The following is a 20,032-nucleotide window of genomic DNA, read 5'->3' on the forward strand; positions in this document are numbered from 1 at the left end:
GCCCGGGGTGACCACGGATTCAAACCAAAACAGAAAATGCGGGTGGGCTACCCATGGTCGCGATTACCAACACCACCTCCTTGACGTTTCTCAAGGAAGCCATCGACACCACCCTTGGCGAATCGGAATCCAGTCTGGAAGCCTTCGCCGAGAACCAGGCCGAGGGGGCGGCTCTGGAGCGGTGCATCGATGCCTTCCAGCAATTACGCGGCATCTGCCAGATGCTGGAACTGGAGGCCGCCACGGTGATGGCGGAGGACATGGTGCTCACTGCAAGGGAGGTTCAGCGGCGCCCTGAGACGCCCCTGATCCAGGCTCTGGGCAACGCCATCGTGTTACTCGGCCACTACCTGGAATACGTTCAGCTCAGCGGCAGTCCGCTACCGGAAGTCCTGGTGGCCGGCATCAATGAATTGCGCCAGGCCGGCGGTCGCGCGCCACTGCCGGAAAGCCGCTTTTTCCAGGTGGACGAGAGCCTGCCGCGCACGCCGCCGGGGCCGCCGGCGGATGTCGACGGTCTGGCACGGCAAAGTCGCCGCCTGCGCCACATGTACCAAGTGGGGCTGCTGGGCCTGCTGCAGGGGCAGGACCGGCAGACCCATCTGCGTCTTATGTTGCGGGCCATGGAACGGATTGACCGGCTTGCCGGCGGCAAACGGTGGTGGCTGGCACGGGCGGCGCTGGAGTCCCTGCTGCACGACGACATGGCGCTGACCGCGGCCCGGCGCGCCTTGTTGGCGCGCTATGACCGGCAATTGAAAGCTCTGGTGTACAAGGGGGCCGGTGCCCTTGAGCAGGCGCCGCCGGCGGAGTTGCTGCGCGAATGCCTGTATCTCACCGCCTTGGGCAGTGGAAAAGGGGACGCCGCCACCGAGGTGCGTTCCGTATTCGGGCTGCGGGAACGCCCCGCCGACGCCGATCTGCAGCGTGAAATGGCACTGATGACCGGCTCCAAGGGATCCGTGATCCGCTCCGTGGCCGGCGCTTTGAAAGAGGAAATCAACCAGATCAAGGACACCTTGGACATGGCCGCCCAGGGCGTGGCCGATACCGATTACGGCGCCGTCGCCGAAGGGCTCGGACGCATCGCCAGCACCCTGGACATGATTGGCGAGAACGAAGGCGCCCAGGAGCTGCGCCGACGTGCCGAGGATGTCGCCGGCTGGCGCCCCGGCGGCGAGGTGGACAGCGATGCGTTCCACGCTCTGGTGGACGATCTGCTCGCCGCGGAGAACACCATCGCCACCCTGGAGCGCAGTCTGGCGCCGGCGGACGATGTTCGCCGTGAGGTCAACAACGATCGCATCTCCCGCTATCAACTGGATGAAGCGCGCATGACGGTGGTGGGCGAGTGCCGGGCCGGCCTGGCGCTGGCAAAACGGTCGTTGGCCTCCTATATGGAGCAACAGTGGGATACCATGCATCTCAGTAATCTTCCGGGCACTTTCGCTTCGGTGGTGGGAGGGCTGACCTTCCTCGATCTGGAGCGGGCCTGCGCCGTAACCAACGCCTGTCGGTGTTATATCGAGAAGGAGTTGATCGGTGGCAGCGAGGCACCCACGGTCACCGCCATGGAGACCCTGGCGGATGCCCTGACCGCCATCGATTACTATCTTGAGAGCATGGAAGAACAGAAACCGATCGGAGAAGGCGTTCTGGATGTGGCGGAGCAGGCGGTGGGTGCCCTTGGCTATCCCACAGGCGGAGCGACATCGTGAATCATTTCTTTTCCCTGGACCTGTCTTCGGCGGAGCCGAGAGACGCGGACGAAGCCTGGTGTTTCGTGGTCCAAGAACAAAACCTGTACATCGATTTCGCCCAGCAGCCCGGCGATCTGGGCATTCCCAGGCTGCCGGCCTTCCTGCTGCGCCAGCACCCGAATTACCGCTACATTGGCGTGCTGCACGGCCAGCCCTGTTACGTGTGCGATGAAGGTGAGCATGAACTGGCCGACCAGCGTCTGCACCCGACCCCGTTGCGGCAAATCATCGGCCAGTTGGATGACGATACGTTCACCATGGTGGCGCGGGCCCTGCAGGTAATGAGCTGGAGACACAACCACCGTTTCTGCAGCCGCTGTGGCTCTCCCACCTCTCCCCATGAACGTGAGCTGGCAATGACCTGCCCGGCCTGCGACTATCGCCAGTATCCCCGTATCACGCCCTGCGTGATCGCCCTGATCAGTGATGGCGAATACGCTTTGCTGGGCCGTTCCGCGCGCTTTCCGGCGGGATTCTATTCCTGCCTGGCCGGGTTCATGGAGGCCGGAGAGACCGCCGAGCAGGCGGTACGCCGCGAAGTCATGGAGGAAACCGGCATCCAGGTCGGCGATCTGCGCTACGCGCGCAGCCAGTCCTGGCCCTTCCCGCACTCCCTGATGCTCGGTTTTCATGGCGATTATGCCGGTGGCGACATCGTCATCGATGACGATGAAATCGTTGATGCCGGCTGGTACCGCCATGACCAATTGCCGCGTACACCACCACCGGGCAGCATCGCCCACACCCTGATCGAGCAATGGCGCGCGCCTTACCAGTAGCGCCCTGACACAGCCTTCCATGATGATGGAGTCCCGATGAGCTTTTCGTTCGCCCCGCTTTTGATTATGGTCATTGGCTTGGTTCTGGTGCTGATCGGAGCCTGGATCCTGTTACGTCAGAAGTGGCTGTGGCAATGGCTCAAGGGCACGGTCGGATTGCTGTTGGTGGCTGGTGCTCTCTATCTGGTGCTGGTGGCGGTCAGCCTGTACAGCTACCACGAACTGAGCGCCGAATCACCGGTGGCCACCATCAGCTTCCGTGCCACCGATGACCAGGCCTACATCGCCACGGTCACCGGCCGCGATGGCCGCACCCGGGATTTCCGGCTGGCCGGTGACCAATGGCAACTGGACGCCAGAATCATCAAATGGAAGACGCCCTTCGCCTTGTTGGGACTGAAGCCGGCCTATCAATTGGATCGCATCCAGGGGCGCTACTTCGCTCTGGAAGATGAGCGTTCACGGGAACGCACCGTGTATAGTCTCCATGATGAGCCGCCGGTGCTGGATGTCTGGCGCCAGGCCCGGGAGGGCTGGAGTTTTCTCGTCGATGCGCGCTATGGTAGCGCCGCCTATCTGCCGATGGCCGACGGGGCGATTTTTGAAGTGACGGTTTCCCCCACTGGCCTGGTGGGGCGGCCTCTCAACGGCAGCGCGCAGCAAGCGGTTTCCGGCTGGCAATAAGCGGGATTCTGCGCAGTGAGCGGGGCGGGCGATTCAACCCATACATACAGGTGAGCAAGACACGGTGATCATCGATTTAATTTCAGAGTACGGCATGTTTCTCGCCAAAGTCGCCACCCTCGTGGTGGCGATTTTGTTTGTGATTGGCGGGATCGCCACGGCGGCGGCACGTAATCGCCAGCGCAGCGGCCATGATGGCGAACTGCGCGTCAAATACCTCAATGAGGAATTCGACGATCTGCGCGAGAGCATTATTGATGAAGTATGGCCGGAGCAGCGCCGCAAGGCCGAGGCCAAGAAGAAGCGCAAGGAAGAAAAGGCGCGGGCCAAACAGCGCAAAAAAGCGGGCGGCGAGGACAAATCACCACCGCGCCTGTTCGTGCTGGATTTCGATGGCGACCTTCAAGCCAGCGATGTGGAAACCCTGCGCCGTGAAATCAGCGCCATCCTGGAGGTGGCGGAGGCGGATGACGAAGTCCTGCTGCGGCTGGAAAGCCCGGGCGGGCTGGTGCACAGCTACGGGTTGGCCGCCTCGCAACTGAAACGCCTGCGCGGGCGCGGTTTGAAACTCACCGTGGCGGTGGATCAGGTGGCCGCCAGCGGCGGCTATATGATGGCCTGTATTGGCGACCGCATTCTCAGCGCCCCTTTCGCGGTGATCGGTTCCATTGGGGTGGTGGCGCAAATTCCCAATGTTCATCGTCTGCTGAAAAAACACGATGTGGATGTGGAATTGATGACCGCCGGCGAATACAAACGCACCCTGACCATGCTTGGTGAAAACACCGACAAGGCCCGCGCCAAGTTCCAGGAGGAGCTGGAGGAAACCCACCAGCTGTTCAAGAGTTTTGTCCGCGAGCATCGCCGCGGCCTGGATATCGATGCCGTGGCCACCGGTGAACACTGGTTCGGCAGCCGGGCCAAGGAACTGGGGCTGGTGGACGACATCATGACCAGTGATGAATACTTGCAGGGGCGCAAGGGCCAGGTGGATATCTACCAGATCACCTGGGAAGAGAAGCGCAAGCTCGCCGACCGGCTGAGCCTGTCCCTGACCGCCGCCGTCCAGCGTGTGGCGGACCGCTTCTGGCAGCGCGGTTCGCAGCGGCCATTCCAATAGCGCTCATTCCAATAAAGCTCATTCCAATAAAAAATGGCAATACCCAACGGACAACAGCAAACGGAGCTCGCCATGACATTCAAGGCCCTGATCACCGAAAACACCGACAACGGTTACCAAAGCCGGGTAGGGGAGCGCGAGCTGAGTGACCTGCCGGAAGGCGAGGTCCTGGTGAAGGTGGCCTGGTCCTCTCTGAACTACAAGGATGCGCTCAGCGCCAGCGGTAACAAGGGCGTCACCCGACAGTATCCGCACACGCCGGGCATCGATGCCGTTGGTGTGGTGGAAGAAGCGGAGCAGGGCCCTTTCAGCCCCGGTGACGCGGTAATCTGCACCGGCTATGACCTGGGCATGAACACCGCCGGCGGCTATGGCGACTACATTCGCGTGCCGGCGGACTGGCTGGTGCCTTTGCCGGACGGCATGGACCCGCGCTCCGCCATGGTGCTGGGCACCGCCGGGCTCACCGCCGCCCTGTGCGTGGAGGCGTTGTTGGATACCGGCCTGCAAGAGGACCAGGGCGATGTTCTGGTTACCGGCGCCACCGGCGGTGTCGGCTGCGTGGCGGTCTCGATCCTGTCCCGGTTGGGATTCCGGGTGGTGGCCGTAACCGGTAAAAGCGATGCCCATGACTGGCTGAAAAATCTGGGAGCGGCGGACATTATTTCCCGCGAGGACGCCCTGGCGGATGCCAATAAGCCGATGTTGAAGCCGCGCTGGGCCGGGGTGGTGGACTGTGTCGGCGGCGACATGCTGGTGAACGCGCTGAAAACCCTGCAATACGGCGCCAGTGCCGCCTGCTGCGGTCTGGTGGGCTCTCCGCAACTCAATAATGCCACGGTGCTTCCGTTCATCCTGCGTGGCGTCAATCTGCTCGGCGTGGACAGCGTGGAACTGCCACGTGAAGTGAAACAGCAGATCTGGCAACTGCTGGCCTCGGACTGGACTCCGGATCTGGCCGCGCTGGAAGCGGCGGAAATCACCCGGGAACAACTGCCGGAATGGTTCGAACGGATCCTCGCCGGCGGCGTGCGCGGCCGTGTGGTGGTCAAGGTGGGCGGCTGATCGCCGGCTCTCCGGAAGATCGCTGATAAGGGAGGCGCCATGACTGGCACGGGATGGCTGAAATTCGCACTGCGGCTGGACGGCAAGGGCGGCGCGGCGCCCTTCGAGCCGCAGCTGTCCGCCGGCGACCACACCACCCGCTGGATTCATCTGGATTACACCTGCCCGGAAAGCCGGGACTGGCTGGAAGCGCGGGCGGACATCCCGATGGTGGTCAGCGAGGCGCTGTTGACCCCGGAGACCCGCCCGCGAGTCAGCGACGTGGGCGGAGGACTGCTGGTCTACCTCAGGGGCGTCAATCTGTCCCCGGATGCCCGGCCCGAGGATATGATCGCGGTGCGGCTGTGGGTCCGGGATGGCCTGGTGATCAGCACGCAGAAGCGCACCCTGAAGTCGCTTACCGAGCTGGTGGACGCCCTGCATGCCGGAGAAGGGCCGGCGACCCCGTCGGAACTGCTGGCCGGCCTGGTGGACGGGCTTGTCTGGCGCATGGAAGAGGTGATCGAGCACATCGAGGATCAGGTGGCGGACTTTTCCGAACGACTGGAAGGCGAATCAGGCAACCGCGATCAGACCCGCCGTATCGGCGCCTTGCGCCGCCGGGCGATCACCCTGCGGCGCTACATGGCCCCGCAACGGGATGCGCTGACCAGGCTCCATGGCGACAGCCGCATTCGCAGCGGGGACGCGGAAATTATTCGTGAAGCCACCGATCGCCTGCAACGCCTGCTGGAAGATCTCGACGCGGCCCGCGAGCACGCCACCCTGCTGCAGGAAGAGGTCTTTTCCGCCCAGAACGAGACCATCAACGACCGCATGTACCTGCTGGCCATCATCAGCGCCACCTTTCTGCCGCTGGGTTTTTTGACCGGTCTGTTCGGTATCAATGTGGGCGGGCTGCCCTGGCTGGAAGATCCCAAAGGCTTTTGGTGGTTTACCGGCATGCTCGTTATCACCGGCACCGGCATTCTGTTGTGGATGATCCGGCGACGCTGGGTGTGAATCGGGATAAGACGGCTACTGTAGGAGCTTGCCCTGCAAGCGAATATCAGAAATCGCACGGGGCAAGCTCTTACAGCACAGAGATCAGGCTGATTGACGGCGATAGATCGGGCGCTCGTCATGAACATCGCCCTGGTAGGTCACCGAGAACGGACGCAGCCCGTTCAGGGCTTCCTCGATATCGCGGTCGGCACGGACCTCGAAGGCATTGAAGCCGACGCGGTGCATGTAGAACAGCTGATCCTGCAGCACATCGCCCACCGCCCGGACCTCACCTTCAAAGCCATAGCGGGTGCGCAACTCACGGGCGTAGGAATAGCCGCGGCCATCCTTGAAAGCCGGGAAGTTCACCGCCACCAGGGGCAGGGCGGCCAGATCCGCGGCCAGGTCCGTCGGTTCCTCGCCGGGTTCCAGACACACCCCCACCGGCGCGGCGCGCTCCAGCAGGGCATCACGATGAGCCAGCCAGTAGGCCAGCGGCACGATCACCGCTCCTTCCGCCGGAACGTCTTGCTGATCGAGTTCCTCGGAGGTCAGCCGTTGCCAGGTGTTCTCGACGATTTCGCCGTTGACGATCACCTTAGCCATATACCACCTCCTTGAACGGGTCCATGCCGATGCGCTCGTACGTGCTGATGAAAGGCTCGTTTTCCAGACGATTGTCCAGGTACACGCTAATGATCTTGCCGATCACGCCGGTGACTTCGTGGGACTCGAAGGACGGCCCCATTTTTTCGCCAATGCGGGATTGGCGGTCACCGCGACCACCCAGGGTGATCTGGTAGAACTCCTTGCCTTTCTTGTCCACGCCGAGAATACCGATGTGGCCGATATGGTGATGACCGCAGGCGTTCATACAGCCGGAGATATTCACGTCCAGGGGGCCCAGATCGTGAACGAAGTCCAGGTCGTCGAACTGGCGCTGGATGCCCTCGGCGATCGGTACCGACTTGGCATTGGCCAGGGCACAGAGGTCGCCGCCGGGGCAGGCCACGATGTCCGTGATCAAACCCAGGTTCGGCGTGGCGAAGCCAAGCGCGTCCAACTGCTGCCAGAGATCATACAGCTCGTCCTCGGCGACATCGGCCAACACCATGTTTTGCTGGTGCGTGGTGCGTACTTCGGAGAACGCGTAACGGTCCGCCAGATCGGCCACATCTTCCAGCTGCTCGTCGGTAATGTCACCGGGGATGCGGCCGGTCTTCTTCAACGTCAGAGTCACCGACCGGTAGCCGTCCTTTTTATGGGCACGGGTATTGGTGTGGTACCAGCGGTTGAAAGCGCGGTGCTGATCCAGCGCATTGTGCAGTGCGGTGGTATCCACATCGGTGCGGTAATCCGGATCCACGAAGCAGGCCTTGATGCGAGCCACTTCTTCCCGGGTCAGTGTCATCGCACCGCCTTTCAGCTCGGCGAATTCCGCTTCCGCCAGCTCACGGAATTTATCCGCGCCCAGGGCTTTCACCAGAATCTTGATACGGGCTTTGTACTTGTTGTCACGATTACCGTACTTGTTGTACACCCGCAGAATCGCTTCCAGATAGGCAAGCAGATCCGGCCAGGCGACAAACTCGCCGATGACTTCGCCGGTCATCGGGGTACGGCCGAGACCACCGCCGGCCCAAACCTGGAAGCCGGTTTCGCCGTTGTGGTCGTGAACGATCTGCACGCCGATATCGTGCACGCCGATCAAGGCCGGATCCGCGTCCGGCACCGCGTTCACGGCGATCTTGAATTTGCGCGGCAGATAGGCGAATTCCGGGTTGAAGGTGGCCCACTGGCGGATCACTTCACACCAGGGGCGCGGGTCCTCGATTTCACGCGGATTAACGCCGGCGTATTCGTCGGTGGTGATGTTGCGAATGCAGTTGCCGCTGGTTTGAATGGCGTGCATCTGCACACTGGCCAGTTCGGCGAGAATGTCGGGAGTGTCGGCCAGTTCCGGCCAGTTCAACTGAATATTCTGACGGGTACTGACGTGGCAGAAGCCCTTGTCGTAATCGCGGGTAATGGACGCCAGCTTGCGTACCTGAGTGCTATTGAGCATGCCGTAAGGTACGGAGATACGCATCATCGGCGCATAGCGCTGGATGTAGAGCCCGTTCTGCAGCCGCAGGACGAGGAATTCGTCCTCGCTCAGTTGGCCCGCCAGGTAACGCCGGGTCTGGTCGCGGTACTGCGCCACCCGCTCTTCCAGAAGACGTTGGTCATAGTCCTGATATACGTACATTGCTGTGTCGCGCCGTGTTAATTCGTTGATTTGCAAACCGTTTGGCGGCTTGCAACTCCGAGTGGCGCGAACTTTAGCAAAGGGTTTTTATACTTAAAAGAAATATATCGCTATATCCCTAGTGTGTTCCGCTATGATCCCGCGGCACTGAGAACCATTTTCACTACCACAAAAACACCGATCACCAGGCCCAGCACCAGGATCACATAAACGCCGATATAATCGCCGGGATTGCCCTTGTTAAAATCCCGTTCGCGGTTGGCGTGGCTCTGCACGCCAAACAGTCCGGCAAGGATGCTTTTCAACACTTGCAGGAAGTTGGGGCGGTCCGAGCCGGAATTGTTCTGATCACTCATGAAGACCTCGTCATAATTGAATGTGAGCCCAACTTCGGCGCACCCACAGCCCTCCCAGCAGGGAGGAGGTCACCAGCCGTTGCAGAGCCTGGGCCAGCCAGATGCCAAGCAAGCCGAATCCCAGCCAGGGGCCAATGATATAGGCCAACGGCAGGAACAGGCACCATTGTACAACAAGCGTGACCATCATTACCGACCGGGATGCGCCGGCCCCCAGCAAAGCCTGGGTGAAAATGATGGCCGCGCCGTCCAGGCAAATCGCCAGCCCGGTGATCATCAGCGGCACCCGTCCGAGTGCCACCAGATCTGGCTGGTGCAGGAACAAACCCAGAATCCACTCCGGCACCAGCCACATCGGCAGCGCGGTGACGAACAGCATCAGCACCGCCAGCCAGGTGACGTCCCAACCCCAGCGGTAAGCGTCGGCGGCATCCCGGCGTCCCAGCGCCTGCCCCACCAGCGACGCGGCGGCCAGTCCGAGCCCGATGGCCGGCAGAATCAGCAGCAGAATCAAGGTGATCAGTACGTGGGCCACCGCCACTTCGTCGGCGCCGACCATGCCGATGATCCAGAACAGCACGGTGAGGCCGGCGGAGAAGAAGAACTGCTGCACCGAGTTGGGAATACTGACCCTGGCGATGCTGCGCAGGGTGGTGGCGGAGGGCCAGGCGGCCATGAAGCCGTGCTCGCGCCCCAGCTTCCAGGTTTGCAGCAAGTAAAGCAGGCTGCCGAGATACAGGGACAGGGTGGTGCCCAGGCCGGCGCCGGCGGCGCCCATTTCCGGCAGGCCGAGACGGCCGAAGATCAGCCCGTAGCTGAGTACCACATTGGCCACATGGGTGGTGATCAGGGTGCGCATGTACACTGCGGGGCGGCTGATACCATTCCAATAGCCGCGATAGCAAAAATTCATCGCCACCGCCCAGATGCCCAGCAGGCGCATGTCAAAGTAGCCTTCCGCCAGTCCGGCCACCGGCGCATTGGGGGCAAGAAAATGCATCATCGGCGCGCTGATCACCAGAAAGAGGGCGGTCAGTGGCAACGACAGCACCAGCCCCACCAGCAATCCGGCATTCAGGGGCAGGGCATATTGACGCTCGTCACCTTCTCCTTTACGCCGCGCCACCATAGCCTGAACCCCGGCACCGAGGCCGATGACCACGCTGATTGACAGGAAGGAGGCATAGCCACCGAGGCCGACACCGGCCAGGGCATCGCCGCCGAGCCGCCCGACCAGAGCGGCGTCGACCAGATTCAGCAGGCTCTGGCTTATCATGGCCGCCATGATGGGCAGGCCCAGGGCGAGGACGCGACGGCTTCGATGCAGTGGAGGCACGGTGATTTCTGGCTTATTGACGAAAGCGGCAACCATACCAGAAAGCGTATCCCGGCCCCAGGATCAGCCTTCGGAAAAGGGGGATGGCCATTGCAACTGAGCAGTACCTGACTAAAATAGTCAGGAAATACCCCAACGGAAACCGGAATGAGCGAAGAACTGATCCGCATCACCGACAGCGCCCAGGATTACCTCCGCGACCTGCTCTCCAAGCAGGACCAGGAGGGCATGGGCGTGCGTATCTTCGTCGAACGCCCCGGCACCCCCCATGCCGAGTGTTGCATGGCGTATTGCCCGCCGGATGAGCAGGAAGACGGGGACGTGCGCTACGACTACGAAGGCTTTCACGCCTGGATCGAGGGCAAGAGCGTGCACTACCTCGAGGACGCGGTGATCGATTACAAGAAGGACAGCATGGGTGGCCAGTTGACCTTCCGCGCGCCCAAGTCCCGGGTCCCCGACATCAGCCCGGATGCCAGTCTGGAAGAGCGCATCAACTACGTGCTGTACGCCGAGATCAACCCGAACCTGGCGGCCCACGGTGGCAGCGTGCAGTTGCTGGAACTGACCGAGGACAACGTCGCGGTGCTGGAATTCGGCGGCGGCTGCCAGGGCTGTTCCGTGGTGGATGTCACCCTGCGTGACGGCGTGGAGCGCACCCTCAAGGAGCGCCTGCCGGAACTGACCGGCGTGCGGGACAAGACCGACCACAGCGTCACCGACAACGCCTACTACAGCTGACTTCCGACCGATTACCCGGTGCTGGCACGTCATTCGCTGCTAAAGCAGCTTCCCACAGACCGAACTATAAGGCCTCTGTAGGAGCTTGCCCTGCAAGCGAATGTCCTGACCGCAGAACAATTCGCTTGCAGGGCAAGCCCCTACAAAGACCTGGAAGCGGCCTTGGACCGCGACCGATTTGCCCCCGGCTATCCGCAATTGGGTCGTTTGCCCGCCGCGCGGGCCTGCTGATACAACGGCAGGGCTTCGGGCATGCTGGCCTCCAGATCCTCGATACGGGTGCCGCTGGAGGGGTGAGTGGAGAGCAGTTCCGGCGGGCTGCCATTGCTGGCCGCCGCCATGTTTTTCCACAGCTCCACACTTTGCCGCGGGTCGAATCCGGCCCTGGCCATCATTTGCAAGCCGATGATGTCGGCCTCGGATTCATGCTTGCGGCTGAAGGGCAGCGTCACGCCCACCTGAGTGCCCAGCCCCAGGGCCGCCATCAGGCCCTGCTGGGCAGCACCGCCGCTGTCCCCGGCCAGGGCCGCCAGTAATTGCGTGCCGGTCTCCGTGGCGTATTGGATCGACATGCGCTCATTGGAGTGCTGGGCCAGCACATGGCCCACTTCATGGCCCAGTACCGCGGCCAGTTGATCCTGCGTCTTGGCCACTTTCAGCAAGCCGGTATAGACCCCGATTTTGCCGCCGGGCAGAGCAAAAGCGTTGGCGGCGGGATCGTCGAACAACGTCACTTCCCACTGCTCACCACTACCGGACTCGGCGGTAACCGCGTCGGCCACGCATTGCACATACCGTTTTTGCTTACTGTTGGTGCTGATCTTCTGTTCCGTTTTCATCTGATCGTAGGCAGCCACGCCCATCTGATCCATCTGGTCCGCGGGCATCAGCAGGAACTGGCTGCGACCCAGCGGTGAGGTGGCACAAGCCGTCAGCGCCAGGGCGGCCAGTACGGGCAGGGCGATTCTTTTCATCAATGTCTTCCTCCTTATTCCCACTCACGCAAATGGCGGCGGGCTATCCATAGCAACCACGTGGACCACAATCCACACGCCAATAATACCAGCACTCCGGGCACGGACAGATCCCAAATTGTCGGCGGCACCCGCCCGGCGAGCATCAAAGCGCCGGTAATCATCGATGCGCACACCAAAAGGGTTTGTATCTGCCGGTACTGACCGCGCTCCAGACGGCTCACCAAACGTTCCAGATGGCGCGGATCGACGCCACCGTCGGCCCGGCCGCTGGCCAGTGGCGACGGCGGTGGCGGGGCGTAGAGCCGATCGACCACATCCAATGCCCGCAGCCCCAGACTGCGCACCAGCCGCTTGGGACCATAGCGCTGCCGCAGCAGCCGGTGCATCAGAGGCTCCGCCTCGCGAATCAGATCGAAACGCGGATTCAGCAATCGACCAAAGCCTTCCAGGGTAATCAAGGCCTTGATCAACAACGCGATATCGCTGGGCAGGATCAGACCGTGATTGCGAATCAAGGCAGTGATGTCGCCGAGCAGGGCAGGCAGATCCAGCTCCGCAAGCGGCAGGCCGTAGTACCGGGACACCACGTCCTCCACATCCGCCACCAACTGATCGAAGTTGAGCGGCTGGCCGTCGGACCAGCCCGTCAAAACCGCCGCGGCGTGCTCCGACTCCCGGGTTATGATGGCGCGCACCAACTGCACGATCTGCTCACGCCGGCCATCGGTGAGCTTGCCGACCATGCCGAAGTCCAGCAGGCCGATGCGGTTGTTGCTCAGAATCAGCACATTACCCGGATGGGGATCGGCATGGAAAAAGCCATCCTCCAGGGCCATCTTCCAGGCCACCATGGCGCCGCGTCTCGCCACCAGCGGGCGGTCCACGCCGAGGGCGTCGAGACGGGCCAGATCCCGCGCCGGTGTGCCATTGAGACGTTGTTGTACCTGTAGAGTGGCGGAACTGAGACGGGTATGGACTTTCGGGATCATCACCCAGCGCAGGCTTTTGACACTCTGGCGAATGCGCTCGGCATTGCGCGCCTCGATGGTGAAGTCCAGTTCCCGGGTCAGTGAGCGGTGGAATTCGCGCACCAGTTCCACCGGGCGGTAGCGGCGCAGTTCCTGGGAGTTGTCGGAGGCCAGTTTGGCCAACTGATCCAGCAGTCGCAGATCGGACTGGATTTTGGCCTCGATGCCGGGCTTTCTCACTTTGATGACCACCCGATCGCCGGAGCGGGTCACCGCCGCGTGCACCTGGCCGATGGAGGCGACGCCCAACGGGTGCTCATCCACCGAGGCGAACACCTGATCCAGCGGCCGGCCCAGCGCCGCTTCCACCGTCGCTGTCAGGCTGGCGAAGGACACCGGGCGGGCACGGTCCTGCAGTCTTTCAAACTGCTCGATCCACTCCGGAGAAAACAGATCCACCCGGGTCGCCAGCACCTGGCCGAGCTTGACGAAGGTCGGCCCCATTTCCTCCATCGCATGACGCAGCCGTTCGGCACTGCCCATGTGCAGGAAGCGGGGATCCAGCCCGCTGCGCAACAAACGTCCGGCGTGTTCGATCATCGGTGCCAACCCCAGCCGGCGCAGCATGTCAGCAAATCCGTATTTCAGCAGAATCGCCGCCAGTTCATTGAGGCGGCGCAGATCCTGGCCGGTGTGCAGCAGGTTCATGATGTGGGTAATTCCTCTGAACAGACCCTCACCGCGCTCATCGCGGATTCGCCAAGCGTACCTGGAACCACTGATCCAGAGAATCGGCGATCACCGCCGGGTTGTCCTCCGGTACAAAGTGCAGTCCCGGGCCGGCATACACCACGTCCAGGTATTTCAGCCGTTGTTTGAACCAGGGAATGCGTTGTTCGGGTAACACCGCGCCGGGGCGAAAGTGCAGCAGCAACATCGGCTGGTCCATCTCCGGCAGCCGCTTCTCGATCTCCTCAATCGCCCGCCAGGTTTCGCCCTGGCGATCATCAATCGGCAACTCCGAGGGCAGGGCGCGGATCGCCCGGCGGCTGTCACGATCGGGAAACGCGGCGCGATAAACGTTCATTACGCTGCGTGGCAAACGCCGCAAGGTGCCCATGGGCAGTACCGTATTAACGAAAAGATTGTGCCGCTGCAGCAGCCAGGGGCTCAGGGCCGGCCGGCGAAAGGCGAAATACAGCGGACGGGCAATAAGCGGAAATTCCTGCCAGTCGAAGGTGAAGGGAAAGGTCTCCATGAACACCAGGGCGCGTACCTGTTGCGGCTGTTGCTGAGCAAGCCTGAAGCCGAGCGGGCCGCCCCAGTCATGCAGGACCAGTGTCACCGGCTCAAGTGCCAGCTGTTCCAGGAAACCGGAAAAGAAGTGGTGCAGGGTGCATAGCCGGTAATCCAGATCCGGCTTGGCGCTGCGGCCGAAGCCGGGTAGGTCCAGTGCCACGCAGCGGTAACGGTGACGCAGACGCTTGATCACGTTCCGCCACAGATAACTGCTGGTGGGATTGCCATGCACGAACAACAGGGTGGGACCGGAGCCTTCATCCAGATAATGCAGCCGTTGCCCGTGCACCGATACGTAGCGGGATCGGAAAGGACAGTCCGCGAAGCCCATGCCATGCGTCCAGGTAGCTTTTCTGGCAAGATGCCACGCTGACGATAACAACTGCAAGCACGGTGCCCATGAAACCCTATGTACGTCACGAGCTGGTTTCGGTCCAGACCAGTGATATCCATGGCAAGGGGCTGTTCGCCCGCCAACGTATTCCCGCCGGCACCGTGCTCGGCGTGTTGAAAACCAAGCCCGCCCGCGGCAACGGCCCCTATGTGTTGTGGCTGGATGACGACGGCGAAGAGCGGTATCGAGTCTTATGTGAGTTGCGTTACATCAACCATGGGCGCCCCGCCAATGTGGCCTACTACGACGATCTCACCGTGGTGACGCTGAAGGCGGTGAAAGCCGGGCAGGAGTTGTTGCACGATTACGGTGAGGACTGGGAGTAGTCCCATAGCCGGTTCATGACCTCAGAACGGCACCGGCGAAACGAATTCGCTCCACAGGCCGGTGTGAGGATGATTGAAAGCCAGCCGGTGGGCGTGCAGCAGCAATCGCTCACTGGCGGCCAGTACCGCTTCCGGCGCGTAGAGATCACAGCCGAGAATCGGATGCCCCAGTTCCCGGCAGTGAATACGCAGCTGATGGCTGCGCCCGGTCACTGGCCGCAGTCGGAGCCGGGTACGGCCTCGGGCGGCGTCCCGGTCCAGCACCTTCCAGTGGGTGAGGGCCGCCTTGCCCGTTTCGAAACAGACTTTCTGTAGCGGCCGATTGGGCCAGTCGGCGATCAGAGGCAAGTCCACGATGCCGTCCCCGTATTCCACCAGGCCATCCACCACGGCCTGATACTCCTTGAATACCCGGCGTTGCTGGAAGGCCCGGCTCAGTTGGCTCTGCGCCTCGCGGGTAAGGGCGAACACCATGATGCCGGAGGTGTCCAGATCAAGCCGGTGCACCAGCCGTATTTCTGGAAAGTCCAGCGCCAGACGGCGGATCACACAGTCCTTGTTCTCCGGCGCCCGGCCCGGCACGCTAAGCAGGAAGGCCGGTTTGTTCACCACCAGCAGGTGATCATCCCGATGCAGGATGGTCACCTGCTCATGGCAACGAGGCACGATATAGTGCTCGGGCTGCCTGGCCCGAGGCAATCGCACCGGACTATCCCCAGACGGCGTCATGGACATCCTGATAGCGCTCGGCGAAGTGCACCGTCAGCCCCTTTTTCAGGTGCTCCGGCAGTTCCTTGTAATCGCGCTCGCAGGCCTTCGGCAGAATGATTTCACGAATACCAACGCGGCGGGCGGCGGTGATCTTCTCGCGAATACCGCCCACGGCCAGCACCTGTCCGGTCAGCGTCAACTCGCCGGTCATGGCCAGTTTGCGCGGCAATCTTTTACCCGTGGCCAGAGAGATCAGCGCCGTGGCCATGGTGATGCCGGCGCTGGGGCCGTCCTTGGGAGTGGCGCCTTCCGGCACATGCAAATGGACGAAGGACTGATCGAACCAATCGCCGTTACCGCCGTAGAACGGCAGATGACTGGCCACGTAGCTGTAGGCGATCTCGGCGGATTCCTTCATCACATCGCCCAGTTGCCCGGTCTGCTTGAAACCACGCTGCTGCACATGCACCTGGGTGGCTTCGATGGACAACGTGGCGCCGCCCATGGAGGTCCACGCCAGACCGGTAACGACGCCGATGCCACGCTGGGTTTTTTCCGGCTGAAAATAAGGCTGGCCAAGAAACTCCTCGAGATTCTTGCTGGTGACGCTGATCTTCTTCTCGCCGGAAAGCAGCCGCACCGCCGCCTTGCGAATAATCTTGTTGAGCTGCTTCTCCAGGTTGCGCACCCCGGCCTCGCGCGCATAGCCCTCCGCCACCTGGCGCAACGCGCTGGCGTTGATGGTGAGCTGTCCGGGCTTGACCCCGGCCCGCTCCAGGGAGCGCGGCCACAGATGCCGCTTGGCGATTTCCACCTTTTCCTCGGTGATGTAACCGCTCAGACGGATCATTTCCATGCGGTCGAGCAGGGGAGCGGGGATCGAATCCAGCGTATTGGCGGTACAGATAAACAGGCAATGACTGAGATCCAGACGTTCGTCCAGATAATGATCGAGAAAGTCCTGGTTCTGTTCCGGATCCAGCACTTCCAGCAGGGCGGAGGCCGGGTCGCCCTGGAATGAAGCGCCAAGCTTGTCGATTTCATCGAGCATGATCACCGGGTTGCTGGTGCCGGACTCTTTAAGGGCCTGGATCAGCTTGCCGGGCATGGCGCCGATGTAGGTGCGCCGGTGACCTTTGATTTCCGCCTCGTCGCGCATGCCGCCAAGGCTGAGTCGGTAAAAACGGCGATCCAGGGCTTCGGCGACGGCGCGGCCCACACTGGTCTTGCCCACCCCGGGCGGCCCCACCAGCAGCAGGATCGAGCCTTTGACTTCGCCGCGCATGGCGCCCACCGCGAGAAACTCAACGATGCGGTCCTTGACGTCATCCAGGCCACTATGGTGCGCACTCAGGGTATCGCGCGCGTGCTTGAGGTCCAGATTGTCCTCGGAGAAACGCCCCCAGGGCACGGACGTGAGCCAATCAAGATAGTTGCGGGTCACCGCGTATTCCGGCGAACCGCTTTCCAGTACGCCCAGTTTGCGCACTTCCTCATCAAAGCGCTTGGCCATGGCCTCCGGCGGGGTCAGCGATTCCATGCGGGCACGGAATTCGTCCACGTCGGCGGTGCGGTCATCCTTTTCCAGGCCCAACTCGCGCTGAATCACCTTGAGCTGTTCCTTGAGGAAAAATTCACGCTGATGACGGGAGATCTTTTCGTTGACCTCCTCGCTGATCTCGTTCTGCAAGCGCGCGACTTCCACTTCCTTGCGCACCAGCGTCAGTACTTTTTCCATGCGCGGCTTCAACGGCACGGTTTCCAGAATGTCCTGGAGATCATCCCCGTTGGCGCTGGTCAACGCGGCGGCAAAGTCGGTCAGCGGAGAGGGATCCCGGGGCGAGAAGTTCTGCAGGTAGTGCTTGAGTCCCTCGTTGTAGAGCGGGTTCAGCGGCAACAGTTCGCGGATGGTGTTGATGATCGCCATGGCGTAGGCACGCAGGGCGTCGGTGAGCTCGTCCTTGGGCTCGGGGTACTCAACTTCCGCCATGAACGGACGTTTGCGGTTGGTGTAGCCAGAGACGCGGAAACGCGCCAGCCCCTGGGCCACCACCTGCAGATGATCGTCTTCCTGATTGACGGCATGGATTTTCACCAGACAGCCGTATTCCGGAAAGTCCTCCACCGAGACGTCATCCGGATCACGATCGCCCACATAGATCAGGCCCAGGGCGTGGTGCGGGGTCTGGCTGACCCGCTCCAGGGTGGACTGCCACAGCTCCTGACTCAGCAGGATCGGCTGCACCAGCCCGGGCATGAAGGGGCGGTGACGCACTGGTATAAGGTAAACCCGTTGTGGCAAATGATGATCCGGCAAGGCCAGGGCGCCCTGAGGGGTGGGCTGTTCAATGGTGGTTTCCTGCTCTTCTTGGTTCATGATATCCACTCGTCATAAACGGGAAGCGTCGCCGTTGACATTACGACAGGACGGGGACGCGCGACCAGTCATCTGAATGGAGGCTCCGAACCGGTTTTCAATGGCCGGATTCAGCGCGGGCCGTCGATGATCAAAAGTTCGGCACTGAGCTCGCGGGGGGTTTGAGTGCGCCGCTCCACCAGCCGGGCGTCGAATTTTTCCTCGCACCGCTGCGCCAGCTCATAGAACGGCGAGCGTCCGGGGTCGGCGATAATGATCCGCCGCACCCGCTGATTCAAGGCACGGCGAATCAGATTAAACAGCACCGGCGTGAGCTCATCCCAGAAGCAGATATCGGCACCGGTAATGACATCCACATCAGCGAGCAGCGCCTTGGTCAGATTCTCAAAGCGCTTTTGCAGTGTCGTCACCGAGGTTTTATTGATGGCGGCATGCAATTCCAGATAGGGGAACACATCCTCGTCCGCGTCCACCGCGGTAACCCGGCAGCCAAGGCGTTTGGCAGCGAATATGGACAGCGGACCCCAGCCGCAGCCAATGTCCATCAAATGGGTATCCGGTCCCAGGGACAGCGCCCGGCGCTCGCGGGTCAACTGATCCATGATCAGGAAGCTGGAGTTCCACACTTTGTTGCCATGGATCGAGGGCACATGATTGGCGCGTTTCAGACGGCGCACCTCACGGTGACCGGAACGCAGCAGGGTAATCCCCCGGGTATGGATGGTGTGGGCTTCGCCCCGTCGGATTTTGGCAATGGGGGTGTCGGATAGGGTCATGGCTGGACGGCGCCTTGAAAAAAGGAAAGACCTTACGGGCGCCGGCGGCTTTGTTCAAGGTTGGGATGGTTCAAGGCCGGGATGATCAGCGCGGCCGGTCCGGGACCTGGTTCCAGAAAACGCGGAAGGCCTCGGCGCTTTGTCCCGCCGCTTCGGCCATCGGCACGTGGCCCACACCATCAAGGATTACCGCGCGGGCATTCGGCATGCTTTGGGTGAAGACCTCGACGTTGTCGACCCCCAGAAGCCGGTCTTCTCGCCCCCACAGGACCAGTGTCGGGGTATCGATCGAGGATAGCACGTCACTCTGTCCCAGCTGCATGGCCGGATCCTGATTGATATCCGCCCAGACCTTTTCCGCCACCTCCGCGTTGGCGGCTTTCTCGGCGCCCATCAGGGTGATGGCGAAGTCGGGCATGCCCACCGAACGCTCGGTGGCCCAGTCCAGCGTGGCATGGAAGTCCTCGGCCCGGCGAGGAATCAGGGGATTGCCCGGCGACCGCGCCAGGGCGTCGCGAAATTCCGGCGTTTGCAGGGTGACGCCCGCGGCGTCCACCAACCCCAGGGAAATCAGGCGACCCGGCTGCCGCCGGGCCATTTCAATGGCGATGGCGCCGCCCATGGAATTGCCCGCCACATGGAAGCGCTCGATGCCCAACTGATCAAGCAGGCCAAACAGGCGAACGGCTTGTTTGTTCAGGCGATAGTCCATTGATGTGGTCAGCGGGAGGGTGTCGCCGTGGCCGGGAAGATCGGGAATGATAAAGCGGTATTCACCTTCCAATTGATTGGCGAAACGCACCCAGTTGCGCGCATCGGCGCCGAAACCATGAATCAACAGGACCGCCGGTGCCTGTTCGCCGTCTTTGGACTGCAGCAGGTGCCAGTCCAGGCCATCCTCGGTGGGTACCCGCAGGGCATCCAGGCCCGCCCGCCATTGCTCGAACGCGATGCCCTGATGGTAGGCCCAACGCCGGGCGTCTTCACATCCGCCCAGCAGAGCAGCCCCCAGAACGGCTACCACCAGAATCAGCCCCATACGACGCCATGCCATCCTTCTTCCCTCCGGTTGTTATTTTTCCTCGTGGAGGGGCCACCGTAGAGGATCGGCGCGGCGGATGGCACCGCCGG

19 protein-coding genes are annotated in these 20,032 nt (G+C 62.0%); 8 read left to right on the forward strand and 11 right to left on the reverse strand.

Annotation, left to right across the window (positions count from 1 at the left end; all coding sequences use genetic code 11):
- Positions 1-53: 53 nt before the first annotated feature.
- The 6 genes from B5T_RS11030 (at position 54) to B5T_RS11055 (ending at position 6,410) form a co-directional block, all read left to right on the forward strand.
- Positions 54-1,718 (forward strand): hypothetical protein, encoded by a 1,665-nt coding sequence (locus tag B5T_RS11030; RefSeq protein WP_014994581.1) that lies wholly within the window; start codon positions 54-56, stop codon positions 1,716-1,718.
- Positions 1,715-2,539, forward strand: a complete 825-nt coding sequence (gene nudC, locus B5T_RS11035) for an NAD(+) diphosphatase (RefSeq protein WP_014994582.1) — start codon at positions 1,715-1,717, stop codon at positions 2,537-2,539. Before B5T_RS11030 ends, nudC begins: the two co-directional genes overlap by 4 nt.
- Positions 2,540-2,575: 36 nt before the next feature.
- Positions 2,576-3,223: a hypothetical protein gene (locus B5T_RS11040; protein ID WP_014994583.1), complete on the forward strand. Its 648-nt coding sequence runs from the start codon at positions 2,576-2,578 to the stop codon at positions 3,221-3,223.
- 64 nt (positions 3,224-3,287) lie between these two features.
- A complete protein-coding gene (gene sohB / locus B5T_RS11045) occupies positions 3,288-4,343 on the forward strand; it encodes a protease SohB (protein WP_014994584.1) in 1,056 nt (351 codons plus the stop codon).
- 72 nt (positions 4,344-4,415) lie between these two features.
- Positions 4,416-5,408, forward strand: a complete 993-nt coding sequence (locus B5T_RS11050; RefSeq protein WP_014994585.1) for a YhdH/YhfP family quinone oxidoreductase — start codon at positions 4,416-4,418, stop codon at positions 5,406-5,408.
- 39 nt (positions 5,409-5,447) lie between these two features.
- Positions 5,448-6,410, forward strand: coding sequence for a zinc transporter ZntB (locus B5T_RS11055; RefSeq protein WP_014994586.1), 963 nt, complete (start codon positions 5,448-5,450; stop codon positions 6,408-6,410).
- A gap of 84 nt (positions 6,411-6,494) precedes the next feature.
- Here the strand turns inward: B5T_RS11055 and B5T_RS11060 are convergent, their stop codons facing one another.
- The 4 genes from B5T_RS11060 to B5T_RS11075 form a co-directional block, all read right to left on the reverse strand.
- Complete coding sequence (locus tag B5T_RS11060) at positions 6,495-6,998, reverse strand: DUF934 domain-containing protein (protein ID WP_014994587.1); 504 nt, start codon at positions 6,996-6,998, stop codon at positions 6,495-6,497.
- Positions 6,991-8,640 carry a nitrite/sulfite reductase gene (locus tag B5T_RS11065; protein ID WP_014994588.1) on the reverse strand — a complete coding sequence of 550 codons (1,650 nt, stop codon included), beginning with the start codon at positions 8,638-8,640 and terminating at the stop codon, positions 6,991-6,993. The genes B5T_RS11060 and B5T_RS11065 overlap by 8 nt, the downstream gene beginning before the upstream one ends.
- 131 nt (positions 8,641-8,771) lie before the next feature.
- Positions 8,772-8,996, reverse strand: a complete 225-nt coding sequence (locus tag B5T_RS11070) for a DUF2970 domain-containing protein (protein WP_014994589.1) — start codon at positions 8,994-8,996, stop codon at positions 8,772-8,774.
- Positions 8,997-9,006: 10 nt separating this feature from the next.
- Entirely contained in the window at positions 9,007-10,368 is a 1,362-nt protein-coding gene (locus tag B5T_RS11075; RefSeq protein ID WP_014994590.1) for an MATE family efflux transporter, read from the reverse strand.
- Between the two features lie 111 nt (positions 10,369-10,479).
- On the opposite strand from B5T_RS11075, the gene nfuA reads away from it, so the two are divergent.
- A complete protein-coding gene (gene nfuA / locus B5T_RS11080; RefSeq protein WP_014994591.1) occupies positions 10,480-11,073 on the forward strand; it encodes a Fe-S biogenesis protein NfuA in 594 nt (197 codons plus the stop codon).
- A 188-nt stretch (positions 11,074-11,261) separates the two neighbouring features.
- On the opposite strand, the gene B5T_RS11085 is transcribed toward nfuA, so the two are convergent.
- Genes B5T_RS11085 through B5T_RS11095 form a run of 3 tightly spaced genes read right to left on the reverse strand, consistent with a single transcriptional unit; the run spans position 11,262 to position 14,648 of the window.
- Entirely contained in the window at positions 11,262-12,047 is a 786-nt protein-coding gene (locus B5T_RS11085) for a M48 family metallopeptidase (RefSeq protein WP_014994592.1), read from the reverse strand.
- A gap of 14 nt (positions 12,048-12,061) precedes the next feature.
- Positions 12,062-13,726, reverse strand: coding sequence for an ABC1 kinase family protein (locus tag B5T_RS11090; RefSeq protein ID WP_014994593.1), 1,665 nt, complete (start codon positions 13,724-13,726; stop codon positions 12,062-12,064).
- 37 nt (positions 13,727-13,763) lie between these two features.
- On the reverse strand, positions 13,764-14,648 hold the full coding sequence (locus B5T_RS11095; protein ID WP_014994594.1) for a haloalkane dehalogenase: 885 nt from the start codon (positions 14,646-14,648) through the stop codon (positions 13,764-13,766).
- 68 nt (positions 14,649-14,716) lie between these two features.
- Between B5T_RS11095 and B5T_RS11100 the strand changes: the two genes are divergently transcribed.
- On the forward strand, positions 14,717-15,037 hold the full coding sequence (locus B5T_RS11100; RefSeq protein WP_014994595.1) for an SET domain-containing protein: 321 nt from the start codon (positions 14,717-14,719) through the stop codon (positions 15,035-15,037).
- A 21-nt stretch (positions 15,038-15,058) separates the two neighbouring features.
- On the opposite strand, the gene B5T_RS11105 is transcribed toward B5T_RS11100, so the two are convergent.
- The 4 genes from B5T_RS11105 to B5T_RS11120 all read right to left on the reverse strand — a co-directional run bounded on the left by B5T_RS11105 (position 15,059) and on the right by B5T_RS11120 (position 19,955).
- The gene (locus B5T_RS11105; RefSeq protein WP_014994596.1) at positions 15,059-15,682 is read right to left on the reverse strand and encodes a pseudouridine synthase; all 624 of its coding nucleotides are present in this window, start codon (positions 15,680-15,682) and stop codon (positions 15,059-15,061) included.
- Positions 15,683-15,746: 64 nt separating this feature from the next.
- Positions 15,747-18,125 (reverse strand): endopeptidase La, encoded by a 2,379-nt coding sequence (gene lon / locus B5T_RS11110; RefSeq protein WP_014994597.1) that lies wholly within the window; start codon positions 18,123-18,125, stop codon positions 15,747-15,749.
- A 110-nt stretch (positions 18,126-18,235) separates the two neighbouring features.
- Positions 18,236-18,901 (reverse strand): class I SAM-dependent methyltransferase, encoded by a 666-nt coding sequence (locus B5T_RS11115; RefSeq protein ID WP_014994598.1) that lies wholly within the window; start codon positions 18,899-18,901, stop codon positions 18,236-18,238.
- 85 nt (positions 18,902-18,986) lie between these two features.
- The gene (locus B5T_RS11120; RefSeq protein ID WP_014994599.1) at positions 18,987-19,955 is read right to left on the reverse strand and encodes an alpha/beta fold hydrolase; all 969 of its coding nucleotides are present in this window, start codon (positions 19,953-19,955) and stop codon (positions 18,987-18,989) included.
- Positions 19,956-20,032 lie beyond the last annotated feature (77 nt).

The sequence above is a fragment of the Alloalcanivorax dieselolei B5 genome (genome assembly GCF_000300005.1).
GTDB classification, from domain to species: Bacteria; Pseudomonadota; Gammaproteobacteria; order Pseudomonadales; family Alcanivoracaceae; genus Alloalcanivorax; species Alloalcanivorax dieselolei.